The sequence below is a fragment of the Pseudomonas sp. 05L36 genome (genome assembly GCF_056398125.1).
In genome coordinates, this window is the sequence record NZ_JBFTOU010000039.1 from 1 (window position 1) to 20,015 (window position 20,015).

A 20,015-nucleotide genomic window follows, 5' to 3' on the forward strand; every position below is an offset into this window, starting at 1 on the left:
CGCGATGGTGTGTCAGTCGACACAGCGGCGCCTGACACACCATCGCGAGCAAGCTCGCTCCTACAGGGGCTGCGACAAGCCGACAATCGTGCGTGCGGAAATCTGACCCGCAGGTTTACAATCGACGCTCCTGATCAGGAGTAATCCCGTGCTGACTCATCTCGATTCCCAAGGTCGCGCCAACATGGTCGACGTCACTGAAAAAGCCGTGACGTTCCGTGAGGCGACGGCCCAAGCGCTGGTGCGCATGCTGCCCGAAACCCTGCAGATGATCGTCAGCGGCGGCCACCCCAAGGGGGATGTGTTTGCCGTGGCGCGCATTGCCGGCATCCAGGCGGCGAAGAAAACCAGCGATCTGATTCCCTTGTGCCATCCGCTGATGCTGACCGGCGTCAAGGTCGAACTCAGTGCCGAAGGCGACGATTCGGTGCGCATCGTGGCGCGCTGCAAGCTGTCCGGGCAGACCGGCGTCGAGATGGAGGCGCTGACCGCTGCCAGCGTCGCCGCGCTGACCATCTACGACATGTGCAAGGCCGTGGACCGCGGCATGACCATCGAAAGCGTACGTCTGCTGGAGAAGATCGGCGGCAAGAGTGGTCATTTCCAGGCTGAGCAGTCATGAACGTTACCGTGAAATTTTTCGCCCGTTATCGCGAGGCATTGGGTCTGGACTCGGTGAAAGTAGAAGGCAACTTCGCCACCGTTGACGACGTGCGCGCGCTGTTGGCCCAGCGCGACGGTGCCGAGGTATTGAGCGAGCAAAACTTGATGTGCGCCCGCAACGAAGACCTGTGCCAGCTCGACGAGCCGGTCAGCGAGGGCGATGAAGTGGCGTTCTTTCCGACTGTGACCGGAGGCTGAACCATGGCGATTCGCGTGCAGTCCACCGCGTTCGACCCGGGTGCCGAAGTCAATGCCATGCACGATGCCAATGTCGGCGTGGGTGCGGTGGTGAGTTTTGTCGGCTACGTGCGCGACTTCAATGATGGCCTCGATGTCGCCGGGATGTTCCTCGAACACTATCCCGGCATGACCGAAAAGGCCTTGGGCAAGATCGCCATCGAGGCCGAGCAGCGCTGGCCGCTGCTCAAGCTGGAAGTGCTGCACCGCATCGGCGCCCTGGAACCGGGCGAGCCGATTGTCTTCGTCGGCGCAGCCAGCGCCCATCGTCAGGCGGCATTCGACGCCTGCGCCTTTGTCATGGACTACCTGAAAACCCGTGCACCGTTCTGGAAGAAAGAAAACACCAGTGACGGGCCGCGATGGGTTGAGGGGCGTGACAGTGATCATGCGGCGGCGGATCGCTGGAAGCAGTAGTTCCTGCGGCGTTCTTGAGTCAGTCATCGTCGGAACGCCGCCCGGAGCAGGCTCGCTCCCACAGGGTTCTGTGTCGTACACAAAATTTGTGTTTAACCAGATCTACTGTGGGAGCCTGCTCGCGATGGCGTCATCTGCATCACTAAAAATCTTGATGATCCACCACCCGACCATCGGCCGGCACGGGCTGCATTTGCCTCATTGACGATTTATACATAAAAGTCCAGTATGGAATTATAAGTACAAAAAAGGTTTCCACCCGTTTCAGCTTTTTCTTCTGTCTTGCCAAACCAACAACAACCGCGAGAAAACGAACATGAAGAAGTTCCCCCTCATCACCGGTCTGGCCCTTAGCCTGTTGGCGTGCAGCTCTGTGTTCGCCGCCGAGAAAACCCTGCGCATCGGTATTGAAGCGGCGTATCCACCGTTCGCCTCGAAAACCGACAAAGGCGAAATCGTCGGTTTCGACTATGACATCGGCAATGCCCTGTGCGCACAGATGAAGGCCAAGTGTGTGTGGGTCGAAGGTGAGTTCGACGGTCTGATTCCTTCCCTGAAGGTGAAGAAAATCGACATGGCGCTGTCGTCCATGACCATCAACGAAGACCGCAAGAAGTCGGTGGATTTCACCCACAAGTACTATTTCACTTCGTCGCGCCTGGTGATGAAGGATGGCGCGGTGGTGGATGACCAATACGCCAGCCTCAAGGGCAAGACCGTCGGTGTGCAGCGCGCCACCACCACCGACCGTTATGCCACCGAGGTGTTCGAGCCCAAGGGCATCAACGTCAAGCGCTACAGCAACAACGAAGAAATCTACATGGACCTGGCCGCCGGTCGCCTCGACGCGATTTTTGCCGACACCATTCCGCTCAATGACTTCCTGTCGATGCCGCGTGGCAAGGGTTATGCCTTTGTCGGGCCGGAGTTGAAAGATCCGAAGTATGTGGGCGAGGGGGCCGGGATTGCCGTGCGCAAGGGCAACACCGAGTTGGTCAGCGAGCTGAACACGGCCATTGATGGCATTCGCAGCAGTGGTGAGTACCAGAAGATTTCCGAGAAGTATTTCAAGTCGGACATTTACGGCGACTGATAGTCCGCTATCGCGAGCAAGCTCGCTCCCACAATGTTCCTGTGTTCGCAGGTCTAATGTGGGAGCGAGCTTGCTCGCGATGAGGCCCGCACAGTCAGTGCAAATCTCAGGGCCTAGCCCTTCAATTCCTTCAAATGCTTGTACACCGTCGCCCGGCCCATGTTCAGTACATTGGCCACGTAGTTCGATGCGCTTTTGCCCTTGAACGCGCCTTCGGCGTGCAACGCCAGCACCAGTTCACGCTTGTGGTCGCGAGTCAGCAGATTCAGGCTCAACTGACGTTCGCGCAGCCAGGCGTGGAGGAAGGTGTTGATCCGTTCCTGCCAGTCATCGCGGAACAGTGCGTCCGGTTGCGGGATCAGCTTGGTCGGCGACAGGAACAGGTCCAGGGCGGCCTTGGCATTTTCGAACAACGAAATATTCAAGTTGATGCACAACATCGCCAGCGGACGATCTTCGCTGTCCCGTAGCACTGTGCTGAGGCTACGAATCTTCTGACCATCCCAGTTGAGCTTTTCGTACGGCCCGATGTTTCGTTCGCTGACATCGTCGCTGAGCATGTCTTCCAGCGCCGAGTCGTCGCCGATTTCCCGTTTGGACAGGTTGTTGGCGATGTAGTCGACCTTTTGCGTACGCAGGTCGTGCAGCACCACTTCGGCGTGGGGAAAGAACAGTGTGGCGATGGCATCGGCGATCGCCCGGAAGTTATCCAGCGACGTGGTGTTCGGGGCCGAGTCTTTTTCGGGGGCGTTCATGCAGGGGAACTCCAGGCAGCGTCAGCGCCCCATCAAAGGGGCGCTGAAAGTGTGCCGTATTCGTGTGGACACGTCACCTGAGGATCAGGATCAGCCGAGGCGGGCAGGGGAGAGCATTTCGGCATTCAGGCCGAAATGGCTGAGCGACTCGGGCAACGCGGCGCCGCGCACCAGTGCCGCGCTGGCCTGGCCCATGGCCGGCGAGGTCTGGATGCCATAACCGCCCTGTGCCGCGACCCAGTACAACCCCGGTACCTGTGAATCGAAACCGGACAGCAAGTCGCCGTCGCTGACGAAGCTGCGCAGGCCGGCCCAGGTCCGGGTAGGGCGGCGAATGGTCAGGGTCGTGGCTTCTTCGATCTGGTAGATGCCCATGGCGATGTCCAGTTCTTCGGGCTGCACATCGTGGGGTTCCACCGGGTCGGCGTTGGCCGGCGAGCCGAGGAACATCCCGGCGTCGGGTTTCATGTAGAAGGATTCGTCGAGGCTGACCAGCATCGGCCAATGGTGGATGTCCACGCCTTCGGGGCCGGCGAAGATGAACGCGGCACGGCGTTTGGGTTGCAGGCCCAGCGGCTTGGCGCCGGCCAGTTCGCCGATCTTGTCGGCCCAGGCGCCGGCGGCGTTGATGACGATCGGCGCGCTGAATGTCTGGCTGTTGGTCTGAACCTGCCAAATACCTTGGTCGTCGCGGCTCAGGCTGACGACTTCGCTGTCGGTGTGCACTTCACCCTGGTTGCGGCGGATACCGCGCAAATAGCCCTGGTGCAGGGCATCGGTGTCGATGTCGCTGGCGCTCGGGTCGTAAATGGCACCGTGGACCTTTTCCCGGCGCAGGATCGGCACCAGCGCGCAGGCCGCGTCGACGCCGAGCAATTGCATCTCTGGCACCGTGGTTTTTGCGCTCTGGTATTGCCTGTTCAATTCGTCCGGGTCACCGGTGAAATCCACGGTCATTTCGCCCCGCGGGGTCAGCAGCGGGTGTTCGCAGAAACCGCTGGGCGGGTTGTCGAAGAAGTCCCGGCTGGCCAGGGTCAACGCCCGCACTTGCGGGGTGCCGTAGGCCGCGGTGTACAGCGCCGCGGAACGGCCGGTGGAGTGATAGGCCGGATGGGATTCGCGTTCGAGCACGATCACACGGCCGTGCTGCGACAGCCAGAAACCCGTGGAAGCACCGGCAATCCCGCCGCCGATGATGATGAAATCTGCCTGGCTCATGAACGTCTCCTGATAACGCGCGATGCCAATGGTTCGGTACCCTTGTAGGAGCGAGCTTGCTCGCGATGGTGGATCAGGCACCACTGTGTCGACTGACACACCATCGCGATCAAGCTCGCTCCTACAGGGGGGGGTTAGTGCTGCAGGCGATAGATCGCATTGGCCAGCGCAATGTCTTCCAGGCCCAGGCCGATGGAGCGGAAGAACACATGGCGGTCGTAGCCGGGACGCTGGACTTTCTCGCTTAGCAGGTCAGGCAGGTCGCCGACAATCGCACTCCTGTCCCAGCCGTGCTGTTCGGCGGCGATCAGCATTTCACCGGCCGAGCCCGGGGTGGTCAGGCGATAGTCGCAGAACACCTGCATGTCGTTGAGGCTTTGCGGCGGCACTTCGTGGGCACGCGGCGCGTTGGTGCTGATGGAGGTGATCAGCGCCGGTTTGCGTAAGCTCGATGGATCGATCACAGGTCCAGCGGACGAGGTGCAGAGCATGATCACGTCGGCGTCCTGAACGGCAGCTTCGCGACTGTCGACAATGTTCAGACGTGGCTCGATGTTTTTCAGCACGCTCACGGTTTCGGCATTTGCGCTCAGGCTCGGCGAATACAGGCTGATGCTCTGCCAGTCGCGCAGGCCTTTCACGTAATGCAGGTGCGCCTGGGCCACTTTGCCGCTGCCGATGATGGCCAGGCGCTTGGCTGTGAGCGGCGCGAGGGCGTCGACCGCCACGGCGGTGGTGGCCGCAGTGCGCGCGGTGGTCAGTTCTCCGGCATCGCACAGCAACAGCGGCTGGCCGGTTTGCATCGACATCAGCAGTGTCCATGCCGTCACCAATGGCCCCTGTTCGCGGACGATGTACGGCGAAGTCTTGATCCCGTACACGCCATCTTCGGCCAACACGCCCAGGTAATTGATGAAGTCGCCGGCACCCTGGGGAAATTCCACCAGTTGCTGCGCCGGTTGCACTGCTTGCCCGGCGGCCAGGTCGCGGAACAGTTTGCGCAGGATCTGCGGCACATCGACCTGCGCCAGTAGCTCGCGAGCCTGATTCTGGTTGATCACTTGGGGCGTACTGGACATGGTCGGCTCCGGAATTGAAAGTAAACTAATTTGTCTATTATGGACTTTTAGTTATCGCGAGCAATATCCAAAGCAAAAAAAAGCGCAGTCCGTTTCCGGCTGCGCCTCTCTTTTCAGCGTCGCTTAATGAGGACGCTTGCGTTCAACGGCCCGCAACAGATGCGTCGGTGGCGTTTCACAGCTGATCTTGCGTCCCAGCAGTTCTTCGATGGACGGTAGCTGGTAGGAGTCGTCTTCACCGGCAAAGCTGATGGATACACCGTCGGCACCGGCACGCCCGGTACGACCGATGCGGTGCACGTAGTCGTCCGGCACTTCCGGAAGGGTGAAGTTGATCACGTGGCTGATGCCGTCGATGTGGATGCCGCGGCCGGCCACGTCGGTGGCGACCAGTACGCGGATCTTGCCTTCGCGGAAGCCTTCCAGGGTTTTTATGCGCTTGTGCTGCGGCACGTCGCCGGACAGTTGCGCGGCGTTGATGCCATCGCGCACCAGGCGTTCTTCGATGCGTCGCACTTCATCCTTGCGGTTGGCGAACACGATCACCCGCTCCCAACCATTGTCGTTGACCAGGTTGTAGAGCAGTTTGTATTTGTCGGCACCGGCCACCGCGTAGATGTGCTGCTCGACGTTTTCGCTGGCCACGTTCTGCGCTTCGATCTCGACGATCGACGGGTCGGTGGTCCATTGCTTGGCCAGGTTCATCACGTCTTCGGTGAAGGTCGCGGAGAACAGCAGCGTCTGACGCTCGGACTTCGGTGGCGTCTGGCGAATGATCTGGCGCACTTGCGGGATGAAGCCCATGTCGAGCATGCGGTCGGCTTCGTCCAGCACCATCACCTCGACCATGTCCAGATGCACGTCGCCGCGCTGGTTGAAGTCCAGCAGACGGCCCGGTGTGGCCACGAGGATGTCGCAGTGGCGGGCTTCGAGGTGCTTGAGTTGCTTGTCGAAGTCCATGCCACCGACGAACGTCATGACGTTGAGGCCGGTGTACTTGGTCAGGTCGGCGGCGTCCTTGGCGATCTGCACCACCAGTTCGCGGGTCGGTGCGATGATCAGCGCCCGCGGCTCACCCATGTAGCGCTCTTTCGGCGGCGGGGTTTGCAGCAGCTGGGTGATGATCGAGATCAGGAACGCAGCGGTTTTGCCGGTACCGGTCTGGGCGCGGCCGATGGCGTCTTTGCCCGCGAGGGTGAAGCCCAGCACTTGGGCCTGGATCGGCGTGCAATACGGGAAGCCCAGGTCCTGGATGGCGTGCATCAGCTCGGGGGCGAGTTTGAAATCGTGGAAGCGGGTTTTGCCTTCCTGGGGCTCGACAACGAAGTCTTCGAGTTTCCATGGGATGACCGGCGCCTTGGGCTTGGGTTCGCGGCGCGGTTTGGCGGGTTTCGGCGTTTCGCTGAGCGGCTGCTCCGGGGCTGTTATCGCCGCAGGCTGGGCAGATATTGCGGTCTTCGGCTCATGCTTGGGTGCCGCGGTGGTGGCGGCCCGTTCAGACTGATTACCGTCGGTGCGGTGGCCGGGAGCGTGAGACGCAGGGATGGGAACTGGCGCGAGTTGCTCAGTCTCGCTTTTACCGAACATTTTCTTGAGTGCTTTGAGCACGGTCATCTCATCAATTGATTAAGGAATGTACGCCGGCCAGTGTAATGCAAGAAACGGGCGCGGCGTAGGGGGATGGATCAAAGGGCGCTTTTAATCCTGAACGCTCAGCGCAAGCGCTCGGCGAGCCAGGTGCCGATGTCGCGAATTTCTTCGGGTAACACTTCGTGACCCATTGGGTATTCCTGCCATGTCACGGTGACACCACGCAGCTTCAAATGCTCATAGGCGCTGCGTCCCATCGAGTTTTGCACCACGTCGTCATACTGGCCGTGCATCGTCAGCACCGGAATGCGCTGCTGGCTGGCGGACAACTCCAGTTCATCGCTGAAGGTCGGTGCATAAGTAGAAAGGGCAACTACGCCACCCAGTGGTCCCTGCCACTTCAGAAACGCGGTGTGGAATACCACGGCACCGCCCTGGGAAAAACCTGCCAGGAAAATCCGCGAGGCGTCTATTCCGCAGGCTCGCTGCGCCTCAATCAATTCGATGATCCAGTTGGCAGACTCTTCAAGTTGTTCGCGATTGATCGCGCGCGCCGGGCTCATGGCCAATATGTCGTACCAGCTCGGCATCTCGTAACCGCCATTGATGGTCACGGCGCGGCTCGGTGCCTGGGGCAAAACGAAGCGGGTGCTCAGCAGGCTTTCCTGTAGCGCTTCGGCCACCGGCAGGAAGTCATAGCGGTCGGCGCCCAGGCCATGCAGCCAGATGACGCAGGCGTCTGCGGTCTTGACGGGTTCAAGAATCAAGGGGTTGGTCATGGCTGCTCCAATGTTGTGCGTGCGCGCTCATCAAGTGCGTGATCCAAGTGCGCGTCAGGTTGATCCGTTAAGAAGATGTCGCAAGGGTACAAGTTTTGCTATTGACCTGCAGTTGAAGCGCTTTGGCAGGCGGTGTGGTACGGGCTTTGCTATGGAGAAACGGTGCAACACATCTCGCGCCCGGCGGTAACACTATCAGTGTACTGCCGACTGTGGGATAGCAATGAATCCGGTGATGGATGTTCGCCAAGGGCCGGTACGGGGCTTCGCGAACGTGAAAGGGCTACAGCCCGTTCGGCCGACTGGTGAGAGTGAGTTTTCCATGACGTGGATTTTCTCCTAATAGACTCATAGCTAACGTCTTACGTCGGTTGACCCCAAAAAAAGCCAACACGGGTCGACTACGCCTCAAAAGGGTGCGACTGGACTCACGCTCCGACACAACAAGAGCAAAACTGGAGGTTTGAATGAAGATGTTGAAATCCACCCTGGCTATCGTGACTGCAGCCGCGGTACTCGGTGTCAGCGGGTTTGCCCAGGCGGGCGCAACCCTGGATGCAGTGATGAAGAAAGGTTTCGTGCAGTGTGGCGTCAGCGATGGCTTGCCAGGCTTCTCGGTTCCGGATTCCACCGGCAAGATCGTGGGTATCGATGCTGACTACTGCCGCGCAGTAGCGGCGGCTGTCTTCGGCGACGCGACCAAGGTCAAGTTCAGCCAGTTGAACGCCAAGGAGCGCTTCACCGCGCTGCAATCCGGCGAAATCGACATCCTGTCGCGCAACACCACCATGACCAGCTCCCGTGACGCGGGCATGGGCCTGAAATTCCCGGGCTTCATCACCTACTACGATGGCATCGGCTTCCTGGTAAACAACAAGCTGGGCGTCAAGAGCGCCAAGGAACTGGACGGTGCAACCATCTGCATCCAGGCCGGTACCACCACCGAACTGAACGTTTCCGACTACTTCCGCGGCAACGGCCTGAAATATACCCCGATCACCTTCGACACCTCCGACGAAAGCGCCAAGTCGCTGGAATCCGGTCGTTGCGACGTACTGACCTCCGACAAATCCCAGTTGTTCGCCCAGCGCAGCAAGCTGGCTTCGCCGAAGGACTATGTGGTTCTGCCGGAAACCATTTCCAAGGAACCTCTGGGCCCAGTCGTGCGTAATGGCGACGACGAGTGGCTGGCCATCGTGCGCTGGACTGGCTACGCCATGCTCAACGCTGAAGAGGCCGGCATCACTTCGAAGAACGTCGAAGCCGAAGCCAAGGGCACCAAGAACCCGGACGTTGCCCGCCTGCTGGGTACCGACGGTGAATACGGCAAAGACCTGAAAGTGAAGAAAGACTGGGTCGTGCAGATCGTCAAGCAAGTGGGTAACTACGGCGAAGTGTTCGAGAAAAACCTCGGCAAGGGCACTCCGCTGGAAATCGACCGCGGGCTGAACGCTCTGTGGAACGCTGGCGGCATTCAATACGCACCACCAGTGCGCTGATGGTTCTATCACCCGGTGGGCCAACCACCGGGTGATGTTCTGTTCCATTATTTGCGGGGCACTTCATGCAAAATTCAATCGGCGCACCAAAGCAGAGGCTCAGCCTCAGCGATCCGAAAGTGCGTGCGTGGCTATTTCAGATCATCACCATTGTCGCGGTGGTCTCGATGGGCTGGTATCTGTTCGATAACACCCAGACCAACCTTCAGCACCGGGGCATCACCTCCGGTTTCGACTTTCTGGAGCGCAGTGCCGGTTTCGGCATCGCTCAACACCTGATCGACTACAGCGAATCGGACACCTATGCCCGAGTGTTTGTCATCGGCCTGCTCAACACGCTGCTGGTGACCTTCATCGGCGTGATCCTGGCGACGATCCTCGGGTTCATCGTCGGCGTGTCACGGCTGTCGAAGAACTGGATCATCAGCAAGGTAGCGACGGTGTATGTGGAAGTCTTCCGCAATATTCCGCCACTGCTGCAAATCCTGTTCTGGTACTTCGCGGTGTTCCTGACTATGCCGGGGCCGCGCAACAGCCATAACTTCGGCGACACCTTTTTCGTCAGTAGCCGCGGCCTGAACATGCCGGCCGCCCTGATGGCGGACGGGTTCTGGCCGTTTGTGGCGAGCATTGTGGTGGCCATCGTCGCCATCGTGCTGATGAGCCGCTGGGCGACCAAGCGCTTCGAAGCCACCGGTGTGCCGTTCCACAAGTTCTGGGTGGGCCTGGCGATGTTTCTGGTGATCCCTGCGCTGTGCGCGCTGATCTTCGGCGCGCCACTGCACTGGGAAATGCCGAAGCTGCAAGGCTTCAACTTCGTTGGTGGCTGGGTGCTGATCCCGGAACTGCTGGCGCTGACCCTGGCCCTGACCGTGTACACCGCGGCGTTCATCGCCGAGATCGTGCGCTCGGGCATCAAGTCGGTCAGCCATGGCCAGACCGAAGCAGCGCATTCGCTTGGGCTGCGCAACGGCCCGACCCTGCGCAAGGTGATCATCCCGCAAGCCCTGCGCGTGATCATTCCACCGCTGACCAGCCAATACCTGAACCTGGCGAAGAACTCTTCGCTGGCGGCCGGTATCGGTTATCCGGAGATGGTGTCGCTGTTCGCCGGGACCGTGCTCAACCAGACCGGGCAGGCGATCGAGGTGATTGCGATCACCATGAGCGTGTACCTGGCGATCAGTATCAGCATTTCCCTGCTGATGAACTGGTACAACAAGCGCATTGCGCTGATCGAGCGGTAAGGAAAAGCGCATGAGCACTCATACTTTCAAACCTGACATGCCGCCACCGAGCAAAGTCTTCGGGCCGGTGGCGTGGATGCGCGCGAACATGTTCTCCAGCTGGCTCAACACCCTGCTGACCCTGTTTGCGTTCTACCTGATCTACCTGGTGGTGCCGCCGATCCTGCACTGGGCCATCCTCGATGCCAACTGGGTGGGCACCACCCGCGCCGACTGCACCAAGGAAGGCGCCTGCTGGGTGTTCATCCAGCAGCGTTTCGGCCAGTTCATGTACGGCTACTACCCGACAGACCTGCGCTGGCGCGTGGACCTGACGGTGTGGCTGGCAATCGTCGGCGTGGCGCCGTTGTTCATCTCGCGCTTTCACCATAAAGCGGTGTACGGGCTGGGCTTCCTGGTGCTGTACCCGATCTTTGCCTACTTCCTGCTGAATGGCGGCATTTTTGGCCTGACCAGCGTGGCGACCAGCCAATGGGGCGGCCTGATGCTGACCCTGGTGATCGCCACCGTCGGCATCGCCGGTGCGCTGCCGCTGGGGATTGTCCTGGCCCTCGGTCGTCGTTCGAACATGCCGGCGATTCGCGTGGTCTGCGTGACCTTCATCGAGTTCTGGCGCGGCGTGCCGTTGATCACGGTGCTGTTCATGTCCTCGGTGATGCTGCCGTTGTTCCTGCCTGAAGGCATGAACTTCGACAAACTGCTGCGGGCGCTGATCGGCGTGATCCTGTTCCAGTCGGCCTACGTGGCCGAGGTGGTGCGCGGTGGTCTGCAAGCGATTCCCAAGGGGCAGTACGAAGCGGCTGCGGCGATGGGGCTGGGCTACTGGCGCAGCATGGGCCTGGTGATTCTGCCGCAAGCCCTGAAGCTGGTGATCCCCGGCATCGTCAACACCTTCATTGCGCTGTTCAAGGACACTAGCCTGGTGATCATCATCGGCCTGTTCGACCTGCTCAACAGCGTCAAGCAAGCCGCCGCCGATCCGAAATGGCTGGGCATGGCCACTGAAGGCTATGTGTTCGCCGCCCTGGTGTTCTGGATTTTCTGTTTTGGTATGTCGCGCTATTCCATGCATCTGGAACGCAAGCTCGACACTGGCCACAAGCGCTGAAGCGCCGTACCTAATTTAGGAAGTTCTCCAATGAGCGAAGCAATCAAAAAGCCTGTGAGCCCTGAAGGCATTATTCAGATGCAGGGCGTGAACAAGTGGTACGGCCAGTTCCACGTGCTCAAAGACATCAACCTCAACGTCAAGCAGGGCGAACGTATCGTGCTGTGCGGCCCGTCGGGCTCCGGCAAGTCCACCACGATCCGCTGCCTCAACCGTCTGGAAGAGCACCAGCAGGGCCGCATCGTGGTCGATGGCGTAGAGCTGACCAACGACCTCAAGCAGATCGAGGCGATCCGCCGTGAAGTCGGCATGGTGTTCCAGCACTTCAACCTGTTCCCGCACCTGACCATTTTGCAGAACTGCACCCTGGCGCCGATGTGGGTGCGCAAGATGCCCAAGCGCAAGGCCGAGGAAATTGCCATGCACTACCTGGAGCGCGTACGCATTCCGGAGCAGGCGCATAAATTCCCGGGGCAACTGTCCGGCGGTCAGCAGCAGCGTGTGGCGATCGCCCGCGCGCTGTGCATGAAGCCGAAAATCATGCTGTTCGACGAACCGACCTCGGCACTCGACCCGGAGATGGTGAAAGAGGTACTGGACACCATGATCGGCCTGGCCGAAGACGGCATGACCATGCTCTGCGTGACCCACGAAATGGGCTTCGCCCGCACCGTGGCCAACCGCGTGATTTTCATGGACAAGGGCGAGATCGTTGAGCAGGCTGCGCCGAATGACTTCTTCGACAAGCCGCAGAATGAACGGACCAAGCTGTTCCTGAGCCAGATCCTGCATTGATCGAACCCAGGCACTGAAATAAACCCGGACTGAGTTCCGGGTTTATTTTTGTCTGCGTTTTTGTGTCCATCCATGTAGGAGCTGCCGCAGGCTGCGATCTTTTGATTTTGTTTTTAAAACGCGAAGATCAAGAGATCGCAGCCTGCGGCAGCTCCTACGGGGGGTTGTGTGGGTAGCTTAACCTGACTAACATGTCAGAAAATTCATCCTATGATTGGATGAGAGGGCGAATTCCATGTCTGAAATCTCTCCATTGGTAAAACGATCCCTGGTCGATCAGGCCCTCGACCAACTGCGCCTGCGTATCAACCAAGGCGTTTGGGTAGTGGGCCAACGCTTGCCCACCGAGCCTGAGTTGTCCGCCGAGCTGGGCATCAGCCGCAACACCGTGCGCGAAGCCATGCGTGTGTTGGCGTTTTCCGGGTTGATCGAGATCCGTCAGGGCGATGGTAGTTACCTGCGGGCGGTGGTCGATCCGCTGGACACGCTCAAGGCGTTGTCCCGTTGTTCGCTTGAACAGGCTCGCGAGACCCGGCACATCCTTGAAGTCGAGGCCGTCGGCCTGGCAGCCGTGCGCCGCACCAATGAAGACCTGGTTGCATTGCGCGAGGCGCTGGGTGTCAGCGGTAGCCACTACCACGGCGATCTCGACACCTACATCGCCTGCGATCTGGTGTTTCACCGCCGCTTGGTGGACGCCGCGCATAACCCGACCCTCAGCGAGTTGTACCGCTATTTCTCCAGCATCGTCGGCGCGCAGTTGCGCCAGACCCTGAGCGTCGTCCCGCGCCGCCAGGAAGTGTTCGACCTGCACATCGAGTTGCTCGATGCCGTCGAACAACGCGATCCGGAACGGGCTAAAGCCCTGTCGAGGCAGTTGATCAATGAACCTTGAAACCGAGAAGTCCATGCACCGCAGTGATTTATCCACAGCCTCAAAACGCTCGGCAGAGCTGGAAGAGCTGCTGATCGATGCCGAGGCCGATGACGAACAGGTCCAGCAAACCCACCCGGTTCTGCGCCGGCCGTGGCTGTTGCTGCTGGGGCTGATTCTGGTGGCGCTGAACCTGCGCCCGGCGCTGTCGAGCATGGCGCCGATGCTCAGCGAAGTGTCGAAGTCCCTCGGCTTGTCGGCATCTGCTGCGGGATTGCTGACCACGTTGCCGGTGCTTTGTCTTGGCCTGTTTGCGCCCTTGGCACCCGTGCTGGCGCGGCGATTTGGTGCGGAGCGAGTGGTGCTGGGCATTCTCCTGACCCTGGCGGGCGGGATCATCCTGCGCAGTTCGTTCGGTGAGATCGGCCTGTTTGCCGGCAGCGTGCTGGCCGGTGCCAGCATCGGCGTGATCGGCGTGTTGCTGCCGGGCATCGTCAAGCGCGACTTCCCGAAACAGGCGGGGACCATGACCGGCGTCTACACCATGGCCCTGTGTCTGGGCGCGGCGATGGCGGCGGGTGCGACCGTGCCGCTCAGTGAGCATTTCGACAAGAGCTGGGCGCTGGGTCTCGGCATCTGGGTCATTCCGGCATTGGCGGCGGCGCTGTTCTGGTTGCCGCAAGTCGGCCAGAAACACGGCGCGCACAACGTCGCCTATCGCGTTCGGGGATTGCTGCGCGACCCGCTGGCCTGGCAAGTGACCTTGTACATGGGCCTGCAATCGTCCCTGGCCTACATCGTGTTCGGCTGGTTGCCGTCGATCCTGATCGGTCGCGGCCTGACTCCGACCCAGGCCGGGCTTGTGCTGTCGGGTTCGGTGATCGTTCAACTGGTCAGCTCCCTCGCCGCGCCATGGCTGGCAACGCGCGGCAAGGATCAGCGGCTGGCGATTGTGATCGTGATGGCCCTGACGCTCGGCGGTCTGTTCGGCTGTCTTTACGCCCCGATTGAAGGTCTGTGGGGCTGGGCAATTGTGCTGGGGTTGGGGCAGGGCGCCACGTTCAGCCTGGCATTGACCCTGATCGTGCTGCGCTCGCGGGACTCCCATGTCGCGGCGAACCTGTCGAGCATGGCCCAGGGCTTCGGTTACACCCTGGCGTCCATGGGGCCGTTCGCGGTCGGTATCGTGCATGACTGGACCGGCGGCTGGACGGCAGTGGGCTGGATCTTCGGTGTCATCGGCCTTGGTGCGATCCTCGCCGGTCTGGGGGCCGGACGTGCGTTGTACGTGCAGGTCGAAAGCGAAAAGATCTGATCCCCACACACTGTCGGTATTCGTCTTGCGAATGCCGATAGTGTTCGACCCATTTGCAGACTATCGTGCAGGCAATCTTTCGATACCCATTGCACACGATACCCATAACACAACAGGGAGTCTGCCCATGAGTGAAGTCCACAGCGCCTTGATCACCCGCTTTTACCAGGCCTTCCAGCGTCTCGACGGCGAAGCCATGGCTGCCTGCTACACCGATGACGTGGTGTTCAGTGACCCGGCGTTCGGCGAGCTTCGTGGTCGTGATGCGGGCGATATGTGGTGCATGCTCACCTCTCGCGCCAAGGATTTCTCCCTGACCTTCGATCATGTCCGTGCCGATGATCGTGCCGGTAGCGCCCATTGGGTCGCGACCTATCTGTTCAGTCAGACCGGCAATACCGTGGTCAATGACATCCAGGCACGCTTTGTCTTTCGCGATGGCAAGATCTGCGAGCATCACGACAGTTTCGACTTGTGGACATGGTCGCGTCAGGCGTTGGGTTTCAAAGGCCTGCTGCTGGGCTGGACGCCACTTGTTCGCAACGCCGTTCGCTCACAGGCCCTGAAGGGGCTGAAGGCATTCCAGGCCAGTCGCTGATAAGATCGCGGCTTGTTTCCTTTCAAGCCCTGATCGTTACGTGACCACCCTCAGCGAAAGCCCTGTCGACGCCGACACCCCCGCGAGCAAAAGCTGGTTCGTCTACCTCGTTCGCGCGGCCAACGGTTCGCTCTATTGCGGGATCAGCGATGATCCCGTGCGTCGCTTCGCCAAGCATCAAAGCGGCAAGGGCGCGCGATTCTTTCTTTCCAGCCCGGCCATGGCCCTGGTCTACACCGAACGCTGTCGCGACAAAAGCGATGCGTTGCGTCAGGAGCGGCTGATCAAGAAACTCAAGAAGAGCGCCAAGGAATGTCTGGTGGCGAGCGCAGCCCTTGGCTTATCACTCTGAATGATTGGTTCCCATCAGGCAGATCTGTAGGCTGCCAGGTGATTGCGCGCTAAGCTGCGGACTCCTGATTCTTGCGGCGGAGCCGAGCATGTCCGAGTTGATTCTGCATCATTACCCGACGTCCCCCTTTGCCGAGAAGGCCCGCCTGCTGCTGGGCTTCAAGGGCTTGTCCTGGCGCTCGGTGAAGATCTCGCCAGTGATGCCCAAACCGGATCTCACGGCGTTGACCGGTGGCTACCGCAAGACACCGGTGTTGCAGGTCGGTGCCGACATCTATTGCGACACGGCGTTGATCGCCCGGCGACTGGAGCAGGAAAAGGCCTTGCCGGCGTTCTTCCCGGAAGGTCAGGAAATGATCACTGCGTCCTTTGCCGCCTGGGCTGATTCGGTGGTGTTCCAACATGCGGTCAGCCTGGTGTTCCAGCCGGAATCGATCGCGGTGCGCTTTGGCAATTTGTCGCCGGAAGCGATCAAGGCGTTTATTGCCGACCGTGCCGGTTTGTTCAGCGGTGGCAGCGCGACCAAGTTGTCCGCCGAGCAGGCCAAGCACCAGTGGCCGACGATCATGTCGCGTCTGGAGCAACAGTTGCAGCGCGAGGAGGGTGACTACCTGTTTGGCGAGCCGTCAATTGCCGACTTTGCCCTGGCTCATTGCCTCTGGTTCCTCAAGGCCACGCTGGTGACGGCTCCGCTGGTCGAAGCTTATCCGGCAGTCAATGCATGGCATGAGCGGGTATTGGGCTTCGGTCATGGTGCATCCAGTGAGATGAGTTCCGAAGAGGCTCTGGCCATGGCGCGCACGTCCACGCCAGCGGCTTTGCCGGATGAGCAATTCGTCGATCCCAATGGATTCACGGCGGGGCAGCGGGTAGTGATCGCAGCCACGGACTACGGTGTGGATCCGGTGGCGGGGGAGTTGTTGTTTGCCGGCCACGAAGAGCTGATTGTACGGCGAGAGGACGAGCGTGGCGGTGTGGTGCATGTGCACTTCCCGCGGTTTGGTTTCCGGATCGAAGCCTGCTGAAACCGACATACACCTGTGGCGAGGGAGCTTGCTCCCGTCGGGTCGCGAAGCGGCCCCTTGAAGAGGGACTGCTGCGCAGTCCAGCGGGAGCAAGCTCCCTCGCCACAGCTGTCGTGCAAATCTGCTGGGGTTACTTCAGTGCAGCCAGAATCGCATCCGGGTCATACCCGCGAATCAGCGTCCCGTTCACATCGATGACCGGAATGCCGCCACCACCCAGTGCCTGATAGTCCCCGCGCGCGACGGCATCCTTCTCGATATCGAATTCCTTGTATGGAATGCCTTTCTGGTCGAGGAAGCGCCGGGTCAGCTTGCAGTAACCACACCATTCGGTGGCGTAGAGCACGACATTGGCCTTGGCCTGGGTCTGCTCCGGCACCACTTGCGATGGATTGAACACCCGCTCGATCTTGCCCCAGTTCTGATAGATCACGACCAGCAGCAGGATCAGCAGGAATTTCTTCAGTACGCCGCCGAGCATCAGTTGCGACGCTTCAGCTGATCGGTGAGCGAAGTGGGCAGGCCCTTGATGATCAACGTGCCGGCTTCTTCGTCGTACTCGATCTTCGAGCCCAGCAGGTGCGCTTCGAAACTGATCGACAGGCCTTCGGCGCGCCCGGTGAATCGGCGGAACTGGTTCAGGGTGCGTTTATCGGCCGGGATTTCCGGCGACAGGCCGTAATCCTTGTTGCGGATGTGATCGTAGAAGGCCTTCGGGCGTTCCTCGTCGATCAGTCCCGACAACTCTTCCAGACCCATCGGTTCACCGAGTTTGGCCTGGCTGCTGGCGTAATCCACCAGGGTCTTGGTCTTCTCGCGTGCGTCGTCTTCCGGCAGGTCTTCGCTTTCGACGAAGTCACTGAAGGCTTTGAGCAGGGTGCGGGTTTCACCGGGACCGTCGACGCCTTCCTGGCAGCCAATGAAGTCGCGGAAATACTCCGAAACCTTTTTGCCGTTCTTGCCTTTGATGAACGAAATGTACTGCTTGGATTGTTTGTTGTTCTGCCACTCGGAAACGTTGATCCGCGCCGCCAGGTGCAATTGACCCAGGTCCAGGTGACGGGACGGGGTCACGTCCAGTTCGTCGGTCACGGCCACGCCTTCACTGTGGTGCAGCAGGGCGATGGCCAGGTAGTCGGTCATGCCTTGCTGATAGTGCGCGAACAGCACGTGGCCGCCGACCGACAGGTTCGACTCTTCCATCAGTTTTTGCAGGTGCTCGACCGCCATGCGGCTGAATGCGGTGAAATCCTGGCCGCCCTCCAGGTACTCCTTCAGCCAGCCGCTGAACGGGAACGCGCCGGATTCCGGATGGAACAGGCCCCAGGCTTTACCCTGTTTGGCGTTATAGCTTTCATTGAGGTCGGCGAGCATGTTCTCGATGGCCGCGGACTCAGCCAGTTCAGAGTCACGGGCGTGGAGAACCGCAGGTGTGCCGTCGGGTTTTTTGTCGATCAGGTGGACGATGCAATGACGGATCGGCATGGGCTTCTCGGCTGAATGAAGAGAGGAGGGCGTGCTCCCCCGAAAAAGCGCCCAGTGTACCGCAACCACTGGTTTTGGCGCGGTGCGAAGGGCAATTGGCGGGCGACCGGCGGCGCTTATGGGTTTTTTTCATGTTTTAGCGCAATAAAGCTGACCAAATGGGTAGCTAGAGGCGGATATTTCCACGTCTGTGTGCTAGTTTTGCCCGGTCTTGCGCGAAGTCACTGCGTTAAGCCTGCAGTCAGCTTTTGTCAGGTCGAACCAAACCCTGATTTCGGTATCTATAACCCCGATCCCGAGGTTATTTCGCCGAGGGTGCCAGATCCAGAAGATCGGGCTCGATGGCTGACATTGCACTCTGCAATCCATATGAATTTGATAGGGAAGGAACACTAAATGGCTCTTACTAAAGACCAACTGATCGCCGACATCGCTGAAGCTATCGACGCGCCGAAAACCACCGCGCGTAACGCTCTGGACCAACTGGGCCAAATCGTTGCCGATCAGCTGGAAAACGGCGGCGAAATCACTCTGCCAGGTATCGGCAAACTGAAAGTGACTGAGCGCCCTGCCCGTACTGGCCGTAACCCTTCGACTGGCGCTGCCATCGAAATCGCTGCCAAGAAAGTGATCAAGCTGGTTGTGGCCAAAGGCCTGACCGACGCTGTTAACAAGTAAGACTTGTTAAAAAAAACCGTGCGCCGGAGCGATCCGGGCACGGTTTTTTTGTGGGCGCGATAAAGCGCTCACTACGCTGAAGCGTTGCTCCATCGCGCCTGGCGCCAGGTTTGTTGCTGCGCTTTGTTCTGGAAGGTCCAGGCGACGAAGCGGCTCTGCTTCTGCCCTTGGGACATTTCCACTACCTGGCTTTCCAGGGCGCCGGCCTTTTTCAGGGCGGTCTGGATCGCTGGCAGGTTGGACGCCTTTGATACCAATGTACTGAACCACAGCACCTGCTGAGCGACTTGCACGCTTTCGCTGACCAGTTGGGTCACGAAGCGTACTTCACCGCCTTCGCACCACAACTCGGCCGACTGGCCGCCAAAGTTCAACACCGGCAGCTTGCGTTTCGGATCGGCCTTGCCCAGGGCGCGCCATTTGCGCGTGCTGCCCCGTGTGGCCTCGTCCAGCGAGGCGTGGAATGGCGGGTTGCACATGGTCAGGTCGAACCGCTCTGCGCTCTCCAGCAGGCCTGTGAGGATCTGCTTGGGGTTGCTCTGCTGGCGTACCTGGATCGCTTTGTTCAGGCCATTGGATTGAATGATGGCCTTCGCCGCGGCAATGGCGGTCGCATCGATATCGGAACCAAGGAACTGCCAGCGATAGTCGCTGTAACCGATCAGCGGATACACGCAGTTGGCGCCCATGCCGATGTCCAGCACCTTCACGGCGGCGCCCCGGGGGATCACACCGTCATTGCTGCTGGCCAGCAGGTCGGCGAGGAAGTGCACGTAATCGGCACGGCCTGGCACCGGTGGGCACAGGTAGTCGGCCGGAATGTCCCAGTGAGCGATGCCATAGAACGACTTGAGCAGTGCGCGGTTGAACACCCGCACGGCTTCCGGGCTGGCGAAGTCGATGCTTTCCTTGCCGTACGGATTGATGATCACGAATTTCTTCAGTTCCGGGGCGCTTTTGATCAGCGCCGGAAAGTCGTAGCGACCCTGATGGCGATTGCGCGGATGCAGGCTGGCCTTTTCCTTCGGGGAGACGGCCGTGGCCGGAGTCTTCGGAGCAGGCTTTTTGCGCGCAGGCTTGGGGGGGCGGGGGGCGGTCATGGGTGTGGTCGATTCGGGTATGGCTGAAAGTGGCGGGCATTGTCCCACATTGATGGCGAATGCGCCGAACCCGTAGGAGCTGCCGCAGGCTGCGATCTTTTGATCTTGT

22 protein-coding genes are annotated in these 20,015 nt (G+C 60.0%); 14 read left to right on the forward strand and 8 right to left on the reverse strand.

Translation table 11 applies throughout. The features are described from left to right. The first annotated feature begins 148 nt into the window (after positions 1-148). From moaC to AC1DKH_RS27765, 4 genes are all read left to right on the forward strand, one after another. A complete protein-coding gene (gene moaC / locus AC1DKH_RS27750) occupies positions 149-622 on the forward strand; it encodes a cyclic pyranopterin monophosphate synthase MoaC (RefSeq protein ID WP_477799925.1) in 474 nt (157 codons plus the stop codon). Next, on the forward strand, positions 619-861 hold the full coding sequence (moaD, locus tag AC1DKH_RS27755) for a molybdopterin converting factor subunit 1 (protein WP_075945584.1): 243 nt from the start codon (positions 619-621) through the stop codon (positions 859-861). The genes moaC and moaD overlap by 4 nt, the downstream gene beginning before the upstream one ends. Before the next feature lie 3 nt (positions 862-864). Next, a complete protein-coding gene (gene moaE, locus AC1DKH_RS27760) occupies positions 865-1,317 on the forward strand; it encodes a molybdopterin synthase catalytic subunit MoaE (RefSeq protein WP_007989960.1) in 453 nt (150 codons plus the stop codon). Between the two features lie 316 nt (positions 1,318-1,633). Continuing rightward, entirely contained in the window at positions 1,634-2,410 is a 777-nt protein-coding gene (locus AC1DKH_RS27765; protein ID WP_477799926.1) for an ABC transporter substrate-binding protein, read from the forward strand. Positions 2,411-2,523: 113 nt separating this feature from the next. On the opposite strand, the gene AC1DKH_RS27770 is transcribed toward AC1DKH_RS27765, so the two are convergent. The 5 genes from AC1DKH_RS27770 to AC1DKH_RS27790 all read right to left on the reverse strand — a co-directional run bounded on the left by AC1DKH_RS27770 (position 2,524) and on the right by AC1DKH_RS27790 (position 7,831). After that, positions 2,524-3,165: a helix-turn-helix transcriptional regulator gene (locus AC1DKH_RS27770; protein ID WP_477799927.1), complete on the reverse strand. Its 642-nt coding sequence runs from the start codon at positions 3,163-3,165 to the stop codon at positions 2,524-2,526. 90 nt (positions 3,166-3,255) lie between these two features. Beyond that, positions 3,256-4,383 (reverse strand): NAD(P)/FAD-dependent oxidoreductase, encoded by a 1,128-nt coding sequence (locus tag AC1DKH_RS27775; RefSeq protein WP_477799928.1) that lies wholly within the window; start codon positions 4,381-4,383, stop codon positions 3,256-3,258. A 134-nt stretch (positions 4,384-4,517) separates the two neighbouring features. Continuing rightward, complete coding sequence (locus AC1DKH_RS27780) at positions 4,518-5,462, reverse strand: ornithine cyclodeaminase family protein (RefSeq protein WP_477799929.1); 945 nt, start codon at positions 5,460-5,462, stop codon at positions 4,518-4,520. Between the two features lie 123 nt (positions 5,463-5,585). Continuing rightward, the gene (gene rhlB, locus AC1DKH_RS27785; protein ID WP_477799930.1) at positions 5,586-7,076 is read right to left on the reverse strand and encodes an ATP-dependent RNA helicase RhlB; all 1,491 of its coding nucleotides are present in this window, start codon (positions 7,074-7,076) and stop codon (positions 5,586-5,588) included. 98 nt (positions 7,077-7,174) lie between these two features. Beyond that, a complete protein-coding gene (locus AC1DKH_RS27790) occupies positions 7,175-7,831 on the reverse strand; it encodes an alpha/beta hydrolase (RefSeq protein ID WP_477799931.1) in 657 nt (218 codons plus the stop codon). 467 nt (positions 7,832-8,298) lie between these two features. On the opposite strand from AC1DKH_RS27790, the gene AC1DKH_RS27795 reads away from it, so the two are divergent. The 9 genes from AC1DKH_RS27795 to AC1DKH_RS27835 all read left to right on the forward strand — a co-directional run bounded on the left by AC1DKH_RS27795 (position 8,299) and on the right by AC1DKH_RS27835 (position 16,643). Then, positions 8,299-9,330 carry an amino acid ABC transporter substrate-binding protein gene (locus tag AC1DKH_RS27795; RefSeq protein WP_477754487.1) on the forward strand — a complete coding sequence of 344 codons (1,032 nt, stop codon included), beginning with the start codon at positions 8,299-8,301 and terminating at the stop codon, positions 9,328-9,330. Positions 9,331-9,395: 65 nt separating this feature from the next. After that, on the forward strand, positions 9,396-10,577 hold the full coding sequence (locus AC1DKH_RS27800) for an amino acid ABC transporter permease (RefSeq protein WP_477799932.1): 1,182 nt from the start codon (positions 9,396-9,398) through the stop codon (positions 10,575-10,577). A gap of 10 nt (positions 10,578-10,587) precedes the next feature. Next, positions 10,588-11,685, forward strand: coding sequence for an amino acid ABC transporter permease (locus tag AC1DKH_RS27805; RefSeq protein ID WP_477754489.1), 1,098 nt, complete (start codon positions 10,588-10,590; stop codon positions 11,683-11,685). Positions 11,686-11,715: 30 nt separating this feature from the next. Continuing rightward, positions 11,716-12,480: an amino acid ABC transporter ATP-binding protein gene (locus AC1DKH_RS27810; protein ID WP_223459875.1), complete on the forward strand. Its 765-nt coding sequence runs from the start codon at positions 11,716-11,718 to the stop codon at positions 12,478-12,480. A gap of 235 nt (positions 12,481-12,715) precedes the next feature. Next, positions 12,716-13,375 (forward strand): FadR/GntR family transcriptional regulator, encoded by a 660-nt coding sequence (locus AC1DKH_RS27815; protein WP_477754490.1) that lies wholly within the window; start codon positions 12,716-12,718, stop codon positions 13,373-13,375. Continuing rightward, positions 13,365-14,669 carry a CynX/NimT family MFS transporter gene (locus AC1DKH_RS27820; RefSeq protein WP_477799933.1) on the forward strand — a complete coding sequence of 435 codons (1,305 nt, stop codon included), beginning with the start codon at positions 13,365-13,367 and terminating at the stop codon, positions 14,667-14,669. Before AC1DKH_RS27815 ends, AC1DKH_RS27820 begins: the two co-directional genes overlap by 11 nt. Before the next feature lie 127 nt (positions 14,670-14,796). After that, positions 14,797-15,267 (forward strand): nuclear transport factor 2 family protein, encoded by a 471-nt coding sequence (locus AC1DKH_RS27825; RefSeq protein WP_477799934.1) that lies wholly within the window; start codon positions 14,797-14,799, stop codon positions 15,265-15,267. 40 nt (positions 15,268-15,307) lie between these two features. After that, positions 15,308-15,619, forward strand: coding sequence for a GIY-YIG nuclease family protein (locus tag AC1DKH_RS27830; protein ID WP_477799935.1), 312 nt, complete (start codon positions 15,308-15,310; stop codon positions 15,617-15,619). A gap of 88 nt (positions 15,620-15,707) precedes the next feature. Then, positions 15,708-16,643 (forward strand): glutathione S-transferase family protein, encoded by a 936-nt coding sequence (locus tag AC1DKH_RS27835; protein WP_477799936.1) that lies wholly within the window; start codon positions 15,708-15,710, stop codon positions 16,641-16,643. A gap of 130 nt (positions 16,644-16,773) precedes the next feature. Here AC1DKH_RS27835 and AC1DKH_RS27840 read toward each other — a convergent pair whose 3' ends face one another. After that, entirely contained in the window at positions 16,774-17,124 is a 351-nt protein-coding gene (locus tag AC1DKH_RS27840) for a glutaredoxin family protein (RefSeq protein ID WP_477799937.1), read from the reverse strand. Then, on the reverse strand, positions 17,124-18,128 hold the full coding sequence (gene yejK, locus AC1DKH_RS27845) for a nucleoid-associated protein YejK (protein ID WP_477799938.1): 1,005 nt from the start codon (positions 18,126-18,128) through the stop codon (positions 17,124-17,126). Before yejK ends, AC1DKH_RS27840 begins: the two co-directional genes overlap by 1 nt. A 396-nt stretch (positions 18,129-18,524) precedes the next feature. Between yejK and AC1DKH_RS27850 the strand changes: the two genes are divergently transcribed. Next, positions 18,525-18,806, forward strand: a complete 282-nt coding sequence (locus tag AC1DKH_RS27850; RefSeq protein WP_007905514.1) for an HU family DNA-binding protein — start codon at positions 18,525-18,527, stop codon at positions 18,804-18,806. A gap of 71 nt (positions 18,807-18,877) precedes the next feature. Here AC1DKH_RS27850 and rlmF read toward each other — a convergent pair whose 3' ends face one another. Continuing rightward, positions 18,878-19,906 (reverse strand): 23S rRNA (adenine(1618)-N(6))-methyltransferase RlmF, encoded by a 1,029-nt coding sequence (gene rlmF, locus AC1DKH_RS27855; RefSeq protein WP_477754502.1) that lies wholly within the window; start codon positions 19,904-19,906, stop codon positions 18,878-18,880. Positions 19,907-20,015 lie beyond the last annotated feature (109 nt).

Bases quoted from the DNA above. Each gene is read 5' to 3' on its own strand.
- moaD (WP_075945584.1), top strand. From the start codon at position 619: ATGAACGTTACCGTGAAATTTTTCGCCCGTTATCGCGAGGCATTGGGT.
- moaE (WP_007989960.1), top strand. From the start codon at position 865: ATGGCGATTCGCGTGCAGTCCACCGCGTTCGACCCGGGTGCCGAAGTC.
- AC1DKH_RS27765 (WP_477799926.1), top strand. From the start codon at position 1,634: ATGAAGAAGTTCCCCCTCATCACCGGTCTGGCCCTTAGCCTGTTGGCG.
- AC1DKH_RS27770 (WP_477799927.1), bottom strand. From the start codon at position 3,165: ATGAACGCCCCCGAAAAAGACTCGGCCCCGAACACCACGTCGCTGGAT.
- AC1DKH_RS27775 (WP_477799928.1), bottom strand. From the start codon at position 4,383: ATGAGCCAGGCAGATTTCATCATCATCGGCGGCGGGATTGCCGGTGCT.
- AC1DKH_RS27780 (WP_477799929.1), bottom strand. From the start codon at position 5,462: ATGTCCAGTACGCCCCAAGTGATCAACCAGAATCAGGCTCGCGAGCTA.
- rhlB (WP_477799930.1), bottom strand. From the start codon at position 7,076: ATGACCGTGCTCAAAGCACTCAAGAAAATGTTCGGTAAAAGCGAGACT.
- AC1DKH_RS27790 (WP_477799931.1), bottom strand. From the start codon at position 7,831: ATGACCAACCCCTTGATTCTTGAACCCGTCAAGACCGCAGACGCCTGC.
- AC1DKH_RS27795 (WP_477754487.1), top strand. From the start codon at position 8,299: ATGAAGATGTTGAAATCCACCCTGGCTATCGTGACTGCAGCCGCGGTA.
- AC1DKH_RS27800 (WP_477799932.1), top strand. From the start codon at position 9,396: ATGCAAAATTCAATCGGCGCACCAAAGCAGAGGCTCAGCCTCAGCGAT.
- AC1DKH_RS27805 (WP_477754489.1), top strand. From the start codon at position 10,588: ATGAGCACTCATACTTTCAAACCTGACATGCCGCCACCGAGCAAAGTC.
- AC1DKH_RS27810 (WP_223459875.1), top strand. From the start codon at position 11,716: ATGAGCGAAGCAATCAAAAAGCCTGTGAGCCCTGAAGGCATTATTCAG.
- AC1DKH_RS27815 (WP_477754490.1), top strand. From the start codon at position 12,716: ATGTCTGAAATCTCTCCATTGGTAAAACGATCCCTGGTCGATCAGGCC.
- AC1DKH_RS27820 (WP_477799933.1), top strand. From the start codon at position 13,365: ATGAACCTTGAAACCGAGAAGTCCATGCACCGCAGTGATTTATCCACA.
- AC1DKH_RS27825 (WP_477799934.1), top strand. From the start codon at position 14,797: ATGAGTGAAGTCCACAGCGCCTTGATCACCCGCTTTTACCAGGCCTTC.
- AC1DKH_RS27835 (WP_477799936.1), top strand. From the start codon at position 15,708: ATGTCCGAGTTGATTCTGCATCATTACCCGACGTCCCCCTTTGCCGAG.
- AC1DKH_RS27840 (WP_477799937.1), bottom strand. From the start codon at position 17,124: ATGCTCGGCGGCGTACTGAAGAAATTCCTGCTGATCCTGCTGCTGGTC.
- yejK (WP_477799938.1), bottom strand. From the start codon at position 18,128: ATGCCGATCCGTCATTGCATCGTCCACCTGATCGACAAAAAACCCGAC.
- AC1DKH_RS27850 (WP_007905514.1), top strand. From the start codon at position 18,525: ATGGCTCTTACTAAAGACCAACTGATCGCCGACATCGCTGAAGCTATC.
- rlmF (WP_477754502.1), bottom strand. From the start codon at position 19,906: ATGACCGCCCCCCGCCCCCCCAAGCCTGCGCGCAAAAAGCCTGCTCCG.